The sequence below is a fragment of the Cellulosilyticum sp. ST5 genome, from assembly GCF_046529625.1.
GTDB classification, from domain to species: Bacteria; Bacillota; Clostridia; order Lachnospirales; family Cellulosilyticaceae; genus Cellulosilyticum; species Cellulosilyticum lentocellum.
Genome location: NZ_CP132338.1, coordinates 3,042,554 through 3,056,043 on the forward strand (window position 1 = coordinate 3,042,554; position 13,490 = coordinate 3,056,043).

General features: G+C 36.9%; 11 protein-coding genes. 1 reads left to right on the forward strand and 10 read right to left on the reverse strand.

Going from position 1 to position 13,490, the window contains the following annotated elements; all coding sequences use genetic code 11:
- Window positions 1–36: 36 nt before the first annotated feature.
- Together QTL86_RS14935 and QTL86_RS14940 are read right to left on the reverse strand one after the other, a co-directional pair.
- Window positions 37–381 (reverse strand): hypothetical protein, encoded by a 345-nt coding sequence (locus tag QTL86_RS14935; protein ID WP_127065566.1) that lies wholly within the window; start codon window positions 379–381, stop codon window positions 37–39.
- A 129-nt stretch (window positions 382–510) separates the two neighbouring features.
- Window positions 511–843 carry an SHOCT domain-containing protein gene (locus QTL86_RS14940; RefSeq protein ID WP_410495274.1) on the reverse strand — a complete coding sequence of 111 codons (333 nt, stop codon included), beginning with the start codon at window positions 841–843 and terminating at the stop codon, window positions 511–513.
- Window positions 844–1,438: 595 nt separating this feature from the next.
- On the opposite strand from QTL86_RS14940, the gene QTL86_RS14945 reads away from it, so the two are divergent.
- Window positions 1,439–3,421 carry an oleate hydratase gene (locus tag QTL86_RS14945; RefSeq protein ID WP_127065565.1) on the forward strand — a complete coding sequence of 661 codons (1,983 nt, stop codon included), beginning with the start codon at window positions 1,439–1,441 and terminating at the stop codon, window positions 3,419–3,421.
- A gap of 266 nt (window positions 3,422–3,687) precedes the next feature.
- Here QTL86_RS14945 and QTL86_RS14950 read toward each other — a convergent pair whose 3' ends face one another.
- The 8 genes from QTL86_RS14950 to QTL86_RS14985 form a co-directional block, all read right to left on the reverse strand.
- Window positions 3,688–4,908, reverse strand: a complete 1,221-nt coding sequence (locus tag QTL86_RS14950; protein ID WP_127065564.1) for a Zn-dependent hydrolase — start codon at window positions 4,906–4,908, stop codon at window positions 3,688–3,690.
- Between the two features lie 41 nt (window positions 4,909–4,949).
- On the reverse strand, window positions 4,950–6,449 hold the full coding sequence (gene preA, locus QTL86_RS14955; RefSeq protein WP_410495275.1) for an NAD-dependent dihydropyrimidine dehydrogenase subunit PreA: 1,500 nt from the start codon (window positions 6,447–6,449) through the stop codon (window positions 4,950–4,952).
- 18 nt (window positions 6,450–6,467) lie between these two features.
- On the reverse strand, window positions 6,468–7,835 hold the full coding sequence (hydA, locus tag QTL86_RS14960) for a dihydropyrimidinase (RefSeq protein WP_410495276.1): 1,368 nt from the start codon (window positions 7,833–7,835) through the stop codon (window positions 6,468–6,470).
- A gap of 615 nt (window positions 7,836–8,450) precedes the next feature.
- Window positions 8,451–9,632 carry an ABC transporter substrate-binding protein gene (locus QTL86_RS14965; RefSeq protein ID WP_410495277.1) on the reverse strand — a complete coding sequence of 394 codons (1,182 nt, stop codon included), beginning with the start codon at window positions 9,630–9,632 and terminating at the stop codon, window positions 8,451–8,453.
- A 75-nt stretch (window positions 9,633–9,707) separates the two neighbouring features.
- Window positions 9,708–10,493 carry an ABC transporter permease gene (locus QTL86_RS14970; RefSeq protein WP_410495278.1) on the reverse strand — a complete coding sequence of 262 codons (786 nt, stop codon included), beginning with the start codon at window positions 10,491–10,493 and terminating at the stop codon, window positions 9,708–9,710.
- Between the two features lie 12 nt (window positions 10,494–10,505).
- Window positions 10,506–11,318, reverse strand: coding sequence for an ABC transporter permease (locus QTL86_RS14975; RefSeq protein ID WP_013655579.1), 813 nt, complete (start codon window positions 11,316–11,318; stop codon window positions 10,506–10,508).
- 2 nt (window positions 11,319–11,320) lie between these two features.
- The gene (locus tag QTL86_RS14980) at window positions 11,321–12,154 is read right to left on the reverse strand and encodes an ABC transporter ATP-binding protein (RefSeq protein ID WP_410495279.1); all 834 of its coding nucleotides are present in this window, start codon (window positions 12,152–12,154) and stop codon (window positions 11,321–11,323) included.
- A 153-nt stretch (window positions 12,155–12,307) separates the two neighbouring features.
- The gene (locus tag QTL86_RS14985) at window positions 12,308–13,462 is read right to left on the reverse strand and encodes an iron-containing alcohol dehydrogenase (RefSeq protein ID WP_410495280.1); all 1,155 of its coding nucleotides are present in this window, start codon (window positions 13,460–13,462) and stop codon (window positions 12,308–12,310) included.
- Window positions 13,463–13,490 lie beyond the last annotated feature (28 nt).

Genomic DNA, 13,490 nt, shown 5'->3' on the forward strand with positions numbered 1-13,490 from the left:
AATTCTTTTTGTTTTTATAACAGAATCATATTAATATCATGAAATTGGGAGGAGCTTAATAATGCGTTTCTCCCCACCTTCTATGCGTAGTAATAATGTGTCCTCTATTAAACCTATCTCTTTTTTAGCGAGTACATCATATGCAATATAGCTTCCCAATAGGTTTGCTGCACTTAGAGGAATAGCCACACTTACTTGTTCATTTTTTTTATTTAAGCAACTTAAATAAGTCCCCATCTCATCTCTACTTCTTGTAAGCAGTAACTCTTCTGTATCATATAAAATATGAGTGAGTACTAACTGCTCCTTTTCTTTTAGTATTTCCTGTTTCACTTTCTTTGGCATTACTAAAAGCTTATTAACTACATTAATCATCTCCATTAATAGCCCCCCAATCTAGTTTAGTTTCTGTTTGTTTTAAAATTAAGTATTTAACATATATTAATACAAAATTTTAATCAAGTAAATACATTTTTTATGTATTGTGTAGATGAGGTTTTTTTTATTACTTTAAACAGAGATTTTACTTAATAATTTTGCTTTCATCACATCATATTCTTCTTCAGAAATAGCGTTCTTTTCTTTTAAAGTACCTAACTGAACTAATTCTTCTGTTACAGACATAAAGTTTCCTTTGCTTCCTGTACCGTTTTCCTTTTTACCATGTCTTATACTACTTACTAGTGAAGCAATGGCATATGGAATACCATAGAGCATTGCTATAATTCCCCAACCTATGGCTGCTTCATAGTCCTCAATATTATTGCTGAACCCCACTAAACACAAGAAGCTAAAACTAAAAACTACGATAGCTATGATAGACATTACTTTTACTGTTCTCATTTCCTACCTCCATTTATGTATATATTATATATTATACCATCCCGAGTTTAAATATTCAAAATTTTTTAAATTAATAATTATGCAACCTTCATTTGTTTTTAGTTAAGGCTATATTAGACATTTGTGTTGTTATTGTTTAAAATCCTCTAATTCTGGTATAAATTGATTAAAATAAACCATCCGAATTGTAGCAAGTAGATTTGTGCAGTTCAGATGGTTTATTTTTAACTTATTAGTTTACAGCATTAATATTTGTACAAAAGCTCAATTGTGTCTAGTTTTTAGACATAACAGCTTTTTTGTCTATATACAAACAAAAAAACATAAATTAAGATAGAGACAAGTATGAAGGAAGTGAGATAAGATTCGCCAACTAAAGATAGCAAAGACAACATTAAGATGTATATGTAGGATGGGTAATATTGTTCTTTTGATTTATGAAACAATAAAAACATTAGGTTATTTTACAAAACATAGGTTTCAAACAGAAATTTTAGAATACCCCCTAAGGTAAATGATTTGGCATTTAGAAATAATGGCTTGTTAAATCTATGATGATACAGAATACAGTAAAAATCATAAGGAGAGATGATATATGAACAAAAAAATAGCAAAGATAGGTGTAGCTTCATTATTAGCAGCTGGAGCAGGAATGACAGTAATCGCAAAGAATAAAAAAGAAAAACAAGTAGCCAACGAAAGACAAGAAGCCAAAGAAAAAAGAGCCAAAGAGCTTGCAGAATATCGTAATACAGAGGTTGGTAAGAATATAAAGAATAGCAAAGGAATTTATTATTCTAAAGGTAACTATGAAGCATTTGCTCGACCAGAGAAACCTGCCGGAGTAGATGACAAATCTGCTTATATTGTAGGTAGTGGACTTGGTGCATTAGCGGCAGCTTGCTTTCTTGTAAGAGATGGGCAAATGAAAGGTGAAAATATTCACATTTTAGAGGCTATGGACATTGCAGGGGGTGCTTGTGATGGTATCAACGATCCAATGAGAGGGTATGTAATGCGTGGTGGTAGAGAAATGGAAGACCATTTCGAATGTTTATGGGATTTATTCCGAAGCATTCCATCTATTGAGACACCAGGCGTGTCTGTACTTGATGAATATTATTGGTTAAATAAACATGATCCAAATTACTCACTATGCCGTGCAACACACAAGAGAGGTGAAGATGCCCATACTGATGGGAAATTCAATTTAAGCCAAAAAGGCTGCATGCAAATTATGAAATTATTCTTCACAAAAGATGAAGATCTTTACGATAAGACCATCGAAGATGTATTTGATGAAGAAGTCTTTGATTCTACCTTCTGGTTATATTGGAGAACAATGTTTGCTTTTGAAAATTGGCATAGTGCACTTGAGATGAAACTTTACTTCCAGAGATTTATCCATCATATTGGCGGCTTACCTGATTTCTCTGCATTAAAATTCACAAAATACAATCAATATGAGTCTTTGATCCTACCAATGCAAAAATATTTAGAAGCAGCAGGTGTGAAGTTCCAATTCAATACTGAAGTAACGAATGTATTATTTGATTTTGTTGGTGATAAGAAAATTGCCAAAAAGATTCAATGTAAGGTTAACGGGGAAGAACAATCAATTATCCTTACAGAAAATGATCTTGTATTTGTAACCAATGGAAGTTGTACAGAAGGAACAATCTATGGGGATCAAAACCATGCACCAGTTGGCAATGCAGAAGTTCGTACAAGTGGCTGTTGGAGTTTATGGAAAAACATTGCAGCCCAAGATGAGGCTTTTGGACATCCAGAAAAATTCTGCTCTGATATTGAAAAAACCAACTGGGAATCTGCAACAGTTACAACTTCTGATGATAGAATCATATCTTATATTGAAAAAATATGTAAGAGAGATCCAAGAAGTGGACGTGTTGTTACTGGTGGTATCGTGAGTTGTCAAGATTCTAGCTGGTTACTGAGCTGGACAATCAATAGACAAGGACAATTTAAAGAACAGGAGAAAGATGAAATTTGTGTATGGGTATACAGCTTATTTACAGATGTTCCAGGGGACTACATTAAGAAACCAATGAAAGAATGTACTGGTAAAGAAATTACAGCAGAATGGTTATACCATATGGGTGTTCCAGTAGATGAGATTGATGACCTTGCTGAAAATCATGCAATCTGTGTACCAACAATGATGCCATATATTACAGCATTCTTTATGCCAAGAACAAAAGGGGACAGACCAGATGTTATTCCAGACGGTTGTGTAAACTTTGCATTCTTAGGTCAGTTTGCTGAAACACCAAGAGATACTATTTTTACAACGGAGTATTCTGTTCGTACTGCCATGGAAGCTGTTTACGGTTTACTTGGGGTTGACCGTGGCGTTCCAGAAGTTTGGGGTAGCGTATACGATATTAGAGAGCTGCTTGATAGTAGCGTAAAATTAATGGATGGTAAGTCTCCTCTTGAAATTGAACTTCCAGGACCACTTAATGCATTAAAGAGACCATTGCTTAAGAAACTAAAAGGAACTGTGATTGAGAAAGTTTTAAAAGATCACGGCATAATCAGAGACGGAATGATATAAAAATAGGATTAGTATCAAATAGAAATCATCATAGAGAGCTGAAAAATGCTCTCTATTTTTATGTGTCTACCGTGAGGTGAAGTCTGAAGGAAGCCGGAGGAAGACTTCTAGTCTGACGTACAGAAATCACATTAGGAATAATAAAGACAAAAAAGGGATTGTCATAAAATCAATCTATTCTACAAAATATAATTCATACTCAATGCATTATATTTTGTATTTCCTGTGATTTTTACGACAACCCCTTTTTTATATATCATGCAAAATTATTTTTGATCAATCTTAAGTAGTGTTTGAAGTAGTACATTAGCCCCTTTTAAGCATGCCTCAACTGGGGTGAATTCTTTTTCACAATGACTATGCCCTTTTACACTAGGTACAAAAATCATAGTAGTTGGAATAACATCTGCAATAAATTGAGCATCATGACCTGGTCCACTATACATTCTCATAGCTGAGTAGCCATACTCCTGAACACTTTTTTCTACAAAGTCTACATACTCAGGATAATAAGCAACTGTTTTACGAGACCATGCCTCTTCGTAGCTTACTTCACATTTTTCTATCACCTCAGGAATAGCCTTAATAATAGCTAATACCTGTTTAATGACTTCAGGGTCTTGATGTCTTGCATCTAAGGTAAACTTCACTTCATCTGGGATAATGGTATGGATATTAGGATGAGCAGAGATCTTACCTGTTGTATAAACAAGCTTACTATCTAATTGAACTAATTCATCATGTAAGTATTGAATAGTCTTGGTGGCTGCATATAAGGCATCTTTTCTATATTTCATCGGTGTTGTTCCTGCATGATCTGCTTGACCGATAAAGGTAAATTCATAGTTAATCATACCGCAAACCCCTTCAACAACTCCTATATCTTTTTTCTCTGCTTCTAGTACAGGCCCTTGTTCAATATGCAGCTCCACCAAAGCCATATTTTCTTCTGGCTTCATCCTATTTGCTTCTTCTCCTAAGTAACCACTGGCTTCTAAGGCTTCTTTAAAGGTAGTTCCCTCTTTATCTTTAGAAGCCAGCATCTTATCCTTATCAAATTTACCAGTAATAACCCCTGAAGACATCATAGCTGGTTCGAATCTTGCCCCTTCTTCATTGGTCCATACCACTACAGTAATAGGATGACGATGAGGAATCTTTTCTGTCACAATGGTTTCAGCTACTTCTAAAGCTGTTAAAACACCTAAGATACCATCATAATTTCCACCTTGTTTAACAGAATCCATGTGTGACCCAGACATAATAGCTGGAAGTCCTTCCTCCCCTTTAAGTGTGGCATAAATATTGGCCATATCATCTGTTTTAATAGTCATTCCAAGCGCCTTACATCTCTTACAAAATTCCTCTCTAGCTTCAAGAGCTGCTGGTGATAAAGAAAACCTAGTAATGCCTCCCTTACCTGTATCTCCAAATTTACTAAAAGTCACTATTTTATCCTCTAATCTCTCTTTGCTACATGTCTTCATAACCTTTCCTCCTCATCTTGATCATCTTCTATTGCTACATACTATTTCTTAACAACTCGTTTTCCTGTCTCAATAGCATTTACTGGACACACCACCTTACAAAGATGACATCCTACACATTTGCTTGCTATTAATATAGGTTTACCACTACCTGGTTCTTGCTCAAGTGCTTGATGCCCACCATCATAGCAAGACAAATAACACCTGCCACAGCCAACACATTTGCTTTTATTAAACTTGGGATAACATATACTATCCCTATCTAGCTCATCACCTGGCACAATATGTTCTATGGCTTTTCCTACTATCTCACTAATAGAATGATACCCTTCATTTATTAAATAAAATTTCATCCCCTCTATAAGATCTTCAATTATTCTATAACCATATTGCATAACCGCTGTTGTTACCTGTAAGTTTTCACAGCCTAAAGCTAAAAACTCGGCTGCATCTTTCCAGGTTTCAATGCCTCCCATACCACTTATAGGCGTCTTCCTTAAACCTTCATGACTTTTCATCTCATAGATAAAACGCAGGGCAATGGGTTTCACGGCTTTTCCAGAATAACCACCCACACTTGTTTTACCTCGTACCTCTGGCCCTGAACAAAAGCTTTCTAAATCTACATTCATAATGCTCTTAATTGTATTAATAGCTGCAATCCCTGTTGCCTCTGCCTCCATGGCTGCTAAAGCTGGTATTTCCATATGACCAAGGTTTGGTGTCATCTTGGCTAAAATAGGTAAATGGGTTCCTTTTCTAGTCGCTTTTGTATAAGTAGCTACTAACTCAGGATTTTGGCCTACATCGGATCCAAGACCATCTGTGGCCATATGAGGGCAAGAAAAGTTACATTCAATAATATCAGCTCCAGCTTCAGTAACGACCCTTGCTAAGTAGGTCCATTCCTCTTCATTGGTTCCCATAATAGAAGCAACAATGACCTTAGTTGGATAGTTCTTTTTTAATTCCTTCAAAAAAGTTAAGTTCTCTTCTAAGGTATGGTCTGAGATTTGTTCAATATTTTTAAAGCCTACAAAAGGCACTGATTCCTTAGTTAGTGCATCAAAGCGAGGCGAAACCTCTTTAGGTACAAAATGACCTATCGTTTTAAAAGCTACACCTGCCCACCCCATTTCAAAAGCCTTAGCTACCATCTCATAGTTACTACCTACTACAGATGAAGATAAGAAAAACGGATTTTCACAAGGTACACCACAAAAGGTTATAGATAAATCTACTTCTTTTTCAGGTGTTTTAGGATAGGTAGCTGCCTTTATCATGATGTCATCTATTGGAACAGTTTTACTCATTTTAGACTTAACGCAAGCTTCTAAACACGCTTTGTTATCACAGCTTTCACAAGCCATCTCTAAGGTGAGCTTTTCAGCCGCTCCTGACGTATTTTCAAAACGAAGGGAACGAATGATTTTGTCTACCTCCACCCCATGTGGGCAAGCCTTTGTGCAGGCCGCTTCGTTGCATAGTAAACAACCACTCACTTCTTCCTTAAGTGAAATCTCTATATATAATGGATTCATCGCTTTCCCCCCTTGTATTTATTTTCTAGGTTCTCTTTTTACAAACTCTCCAAAACCTGGTGTGCCTACAAAATCTCCATTGTCATAAACTAACTTGCCACGTACATAGGTTTGAACCGGATACCCATGTATCTTTTTTCCTTCCCAAATGGTATGGTCATAATCTGAATGCATGTTGCTTACAGAAATGGTTACATCTTTATAAGGATCATAAATAACAATGTCTGCATCTTTTCCTACTGCTAAGGAACCCTTTTGTTTGCATCCAAAAAGTTTAGCTGGATTTGTAGAACACAACTCTACTGCCCTATTGAAGGTAATCTTACCTTCATTAGCTGCTGATAGCATATAAGGATAAAGATTTTCAACACCTGCACAACCATTGGGGATTTTAGTAAAGTCATCTTTTCCCCAATCCTTCTCATAGCTTTGGAAAGGGCAATGATCAGTTGCTACTGTATCAATAGCACCCTGTCTAATCGCCTTCCATAGTGCTTCTTTGCTTTCTTCCCCTTTCATGGGTGGTGAACAAACGAAGTTTCTACCATCTTCTCTTTTATAAACATCACAGGTGAACTCTAGATACTGTGGGCAGGTTTCGATATAAATATCATGGCCCTCTCTTTTGGCAGCTACTGCAGCTTCTAATCCTTCTTTGTCTGCCATATGCACTAGATATAAGGGCGCCTCTACTGATTTTGCCCAGTGAACTGCTCTTTTGTCTGCTTCTGCTTCCACAAATTCTGGTCTACTCATATAGTGATACCAAGCTGAAGTCTTACCTTCCTTTAAAAACTGAGCTGTATATAGGTCTATTAAATCTGGATTTTCTGCATGAATGTTGGTCATGGCACCTACTTCTTTTGCTTTTAATAAAACCTTGACTAAGGTGCCATCATCTACCATCATGCCTTCCTTTTTGTATACTAAAAAACATTTAAAACTCGTAATCCCGTAATTGACAGCTACTTCAAATTCATCTAAAATCGCCCCATCATTTAAGTCGGTAATACAGCAGTGAAAAGCATAATCTACGCAGGCTTCTACATCACATATAGCTTTTCTAGCTTCTACTGTTTCAATAATGCCAAAACTTTTTCTTTGCATTGGATAATCAAATACAGTGGTAACCCCTCCACAAGCTGCTGCCCTTGTTCCTGCTAAGTAACTGTCTGCTGAAACTGTTCCCCCAAAAGGCATAGCTAAATGGGTGTGTGCATCAATAGCGCCAGGTAATACCAGCTTGCCAGCAGCATCTACTACCTTTTCAGCTACTACAGGAAGATTCATTCCAACACATACTATTTTCCCATCGTTTACTGCAATATCTCCAACAAAGGTTTCAGCAGCTGTTATAATTGTTCCATTTTTAATTAATAAGTCCATTTTTCTTCCTCCTCCACTTTTAATAGAAATTTGTCGGTGGCTTTACTAGGCCATTTGGGCGGAACTGAGAGAGGGTGACTATCCTACGTGGCTCCGCTCCGCATTTTCAGTAGGCACTAAGTTCACTTTTTTGGATGAACGCCCGCAAACTCGGTTCCCTCAAACACGTGGGCTAAGTACCATCCAAAACGTTCGCTAAGTGCCTACTGAAAATACTCCGAAGTCACCTCGCTAGGACAGCCACCCTCTCTCAGTTCTACCAACAATAACGCGTAAAGCTACTCTCCTGCAGTGTTTCCAAGAAAAAAGATAAATTACTATCGTTACGCCTTCTTTCCGGCTGCCTCAATGCCTATTGCTTATGAGGTCAATAATGCTTGTAAGAAATGAGAGGAGAGGGCTATCTGGAAGGGTGACTTGGGAAAGTTTTTTAGAGGCACTTGGCGAGTGTTTTTGATGGTTTTTAGTGCGAGTGTTTGACCAGCGGGAGTTTTCGCACGTTCATCAAAATAAGCGAGCCTAGTGCCTCTAAAAACTTGAACCGGAACACTGGAAGATAGCCCTCTCCTCTCATTTCCGCCCAGTAGCATTTCTCATAAACACCAAGGCAACTTTCTATTGATTTAATTTGTATACAAGTACTAGCCCTGAACGTTGATAGATTTGAGCAATTTCAAGTAAGTTCATACCACCAGCATTAGCTGCTGTTAAGTTAGATACCCAAGTTACACCAAAGTCTACTTGCCCTGTGTAAACAGCTGTGGTTTCCCCAATATCTCCACCACCAGGTACAATGGTCACATTTAAGCCAGCTTCTGTATAGTATCCTTTATCTAAAGCTACATAGTATCCCATGAATTGTGCTTGTGGTAACCATTTAAGTTGGATGGCTACATCTGTTTTTTCAAGAGGTGCAAATTTGCCATCTGCTGATGCCGTAGCTGCTTCCCAATAAGAAGTATCTCTAATATCATCTAAGGTTAATTTTTGAAGTGCATCTGCTGCTGTACTATCACTTAATTGAATATATTTTTTAGCTAACTCAAGAGTTTGAGCCATAGCTTCTTCATTCATCTCTCCATAATTCGTTACTGTCTCACCTTTTGTATTGGTTTGAACCAGTTTTTTAACTTCTGTAGCCATGTAAGCTTGATGTTCTGCGGAAACGGAAGAACCGTATTTATAAACAATTTCTGCTGCTTCTTCTGGATGTTCTGCAGCATATTCCCAACCCCTTAAAGAAGCATAGATAAACGCTTTAACTGTATTAGGATTTTTCTCTGCAAAATCTTTCGTGCAGAATAAGTTATCTTCGAGCATTGCTATGCCTTCATCATTCATATCGATGGTTTTAACAGTATCCCCATATTTATAAGCACCGTCATAGTCATTTTTAACTAAGCCTAATTCGTTATAGGTCATAGCTGAGGCAAGTAAAATAGAATCATCATCAAAACCATCCATATCAAAAGCTTGGCTTAAATAAGTAATAGGCTGACCATATTTAGCTAGAAGTGCTTGAATTTCATATTCGTTTCCAAGTCCCCAGTTGCCAACCTTACCTTGGCTAGCAGCATCCTTAATAATCTCTTCTGCTGATTGATCTGTATTATAATAAGGACCACTTGCTGCTGGACTAGCAGCCTCACCACTTGGGCTTTCTATAGCAGTAGATCCACTCGCTACTGGAGAAGGACTAGCCTCACCATCTGTCTTACTACTACAACCTACACTAGCTACTATAAGAGCTCCACTTACCATTATTACTGTGATTAATTTTGACCATTTTTTATTCATACTGTTATCCTCCCTTTTAATCTCTAAATTTTTATTATTCAAACCATCTTACTTCTATATATAAGCTTAAGGTCATTATCTTCGTCCCTTAAGCAGGATATTTTCGGCTACCATTAAGATGCCGTAAAGTATAATCGCCATCAAACATGCCACTACAATATACGCCCAAGCTGTAGCATACTGGGCAAGTACAATACTTTCTCTAATCTGCCTACCAACCCCAATAATGTATTCTGCAAAGTACTCACTCACCAATGCACTAATAATACAACCTGGAACACTAATTCTTAGAGCTGTAAAAACATAAGGTATACTATTAGGTATTTTGAGCTTTAGAAAAATAGTTTTCTTACTAGCTGCATAAGAAGTCATTAAATCCTCTGAAAAAGGTTTTAACTCAGTAAATCCCCGATAGGCATTAATGCTCATTGCCACGGTGCAAGTAATCATCACCACCAGCATCTTAGCAAACATACTTCTAATATTCGGATCTTTACTAAAATCCTTTGTTAGATTAGTCAAAATAGGTGCAATGGCAATGATAGGAATAGCATTAAAAGCTGATATAATGGTAAGTCCACCCATACCCCATTTAGGAAATAAAGTAGCAATAATAGCAATGAGATAACCTAATAATGAACCTAGTATTAAACCACCTAAAGCTACCATAGCTGTTGCCTGTACATTGAGCCAAATGCTTCCCATGTTATCAATAATGATACTGATAATACGAGTAGGTAGAGGAAGCGTGAAGGTATCTGCACCTATAAGCTTATGCAGCAGCTGTGTCTGCCAAAGAATAATGATAAATATTCCAAATAATAAAGGATATAAAACCGATGTTAATTTTGCTTTACTCATATGCCCCCTCCTTTACCTCTTTTTAGGTCTACCTGGTGCTACTAATCGTTCAATAAGTCCCATTAAGTAGTAACTGGAAATCCCGATAATAGCGCTGAAAAATACAATCTGCCAAAAAACATAAATACTCATGGCATGCTTGAGTGATTGTGAAAGCATACATCCAAGTCCACCACCGCCTTGCAGGGTGTCTACTAAGATAGATGCTGTAATTGCCATAGGTGCTGAGATTTTTAGTCCTGTAAAGAAATATGGAATACAAGAAGGAATCATCAGCTTCTTGTAAATTTCATACTTGCTAGCCGCTAAGGCATACATCAGTTCATGCTTTTCTCTCTCCACAGACTTAAAGCCTGCTAAAGTATTCGTACATACTGGATAAAAAGTTAAAATAGCTGCAATAATAATTCGGCTTTTATTGATATCTTTTGTCACAGCCAATACAATGGGTGCCATTCCTAAAATAGGAATCATTTGAATCAGCATTAAATAAGGAAAAGCCACCTTTTCTACTACCCCTGATAAATTCATTAGGAGTGCTAGAACAAATCCGCAAGCTGCCCCAATTAAAAAGCCTACACCCGCTCTTAGTAAAGTTTCACCAGCACTAGTCATCACTAGCTGAAAAGCTGTTTGACTGCTGCTCACTAACTTGCTGCTAAAGACAGATTCGATGATTTGATAAATGTGAGGAAGCACATTTTCAGGGGTTCTCTTAGTTTGCTCGATAATAGTAGCGCCTATCTCCCATATACCAATAAGGCCTAAAAGCCATACGAAGACTACGGCTTGTTTTGATAAAAGTACTTTTTTAATAGCTTTCATGCCTATACCCCCTCAAAACTATTTCTTACCTTAGCCACGAGTTTAGTAAATTCTGCTGTATCCTTAATAGAAAGATCTCTCGGCCTTTCTAAATTAATATCTACTACGGCTGATACCCTACCTGGATGAGGTGATAAAACAACAACCCTGTCTGAAAGGAAAACAGCTTCCTGAATGTTATGAGTAACGAAAATAATCGTTTTGTTAGTTTTACGCCATATTCTTAAAAGGTCTTGATGAAGCTTTTCTCTAGTGAACTCGTCAAGTGCTGAAAACGGTTCATCCATAAGTAAAATTTCCGGTCTAATCGCTAAAGCTCTTGCAATTCCTACTCTTTGCTGCATACCCCCACTAAGTTCATGAGGATAATGTTTACCAAATTCATTAAGGCCAACTAAATCTAACATTTTAGTAACTCTAGCTGTTCTATCTTTCTTAGGCATTCCTAGAAGTTCCATAGGCATACATACATTCCTTCTTACGGTACGCCAGTCATATAAAACAGGGTTTTGAAAAACAATACCATATTTCTTTTGGAGCCTAATACTTCTAGGCGTTTCTCCTCTAACGGTTATGCTTCCTTCTGTAGGCTGCAATAAATCAGCAATGATACGGAGTAAGGTGGTTTTCCCACACCCTGAAGGACCTAATAAAGAAATAAACTCACCTTGATTAATCTCTAGATTGATATTACTTAATGCTGTAACAGGCTCTCCTCCACTTTTATCCTCAAATCTTACTGATAAGTTTTCTATTTTAATCTCAGTTTTAACTTCTCTTGGTTTGGAATAGTCTCTCTCTTCAAATTCAGTATCTAATTCTTTTAATGCACTCATTTGACTCCCTCCTTATTCATAAAATGATTGAAAATAAAAAGCGGCGCAAAACAATAACATGTTTTGCGCCTTTGCAAAGAAAATATAATATTTATTTAAAGGTTTAATCTCTTCTTATTGATTAGAAACTAAGCAATCTCTTTATCATCGTTTCTACTTATATAGCTTATAGTAAATCTGCTTTAAATCCTCTACATCTACTACTTTAATAGTATTTGAAGGACTGCCACTAGCCATTGCATCATTTGCCATTTTTTCAATGTGTATTTCAAAATCTGCTTTTGGAATACCATATGCTTCAAGACTAGGAATTTCACATCTACTACAAAGCTCTGCTAATGCTTCTAAAAATTTACCACTTGCTATTTCATCAGTCATCGTATCATCAGCTACACCAATGATTCTTCCTAGCGTTCCAAAGCGTTCATAAGCACCATCCACCACATAACTCAGGCATTCTCCTATCAGCATTGCATTAGAAATTCCATGTGGTACATGAAAGAGTGCACCAATTGGTCTACTCATACCATGTACTAGGGTAACAGATGCATTATTAATACATACTCCAGCTTCAAAGGCCGCAATAGCCATTTCTTCTCTTGCTTTAGCATGATTACCATCATTATATGCAATAGGTAAGTATTCAAATATACGTTTCACAGCAGATAGTGCATATAAATCCGTTAGCGTATTACTTTTTCTTGAAGTATAAGCTTCTACTGCATGAGTTAAAGCATCCATTCCCGTTGCTGCTGTAATATGCTTTGGTGATGAATAAGTTAAACTAGGGTCAATTACTGCTAGCTGAGGTAAAAGTGCATTGCCTTTTAGAAGCATCTTAATATTTTCCTTAGTGTCTGTGATAATGGTAAACTTAGTCGTTTCTGACCCTGTACCCGCTGTTGTTGGAATCAGTACCATTGGGGGAAATGTGCCACTTATTTCTTTCCCCATATAGTCTGAAACCTTGCCTCCTAGCACACTCATAGCTGCAATAGCCTTTGCACTATCTAGTGGGCTTCCACCACCTATACCAATACAAAAATCACAGCCATTATCCTTATATAAATTGACTCCTGCTTCTATCATTTCATCTGTAGGTTCTCCTGTAATATCGTTAAAGACAGTATATCCAATCCCCCACTGATGCAAATAATCTGTTAAAAGTTTTAAGGTGCCTAACTTAGTAATCATCTTACCAGTTACAATAAACGCTCTTTTTCCATAGCTTTTAATCGTTGTTTCACAAGAAGCTAATGCCCCCTCACCTATGACTACTTTTCCTGGTAATGTAAACTCATATGCCATTTATTCTACCCCCTTCAAGAAACACTGA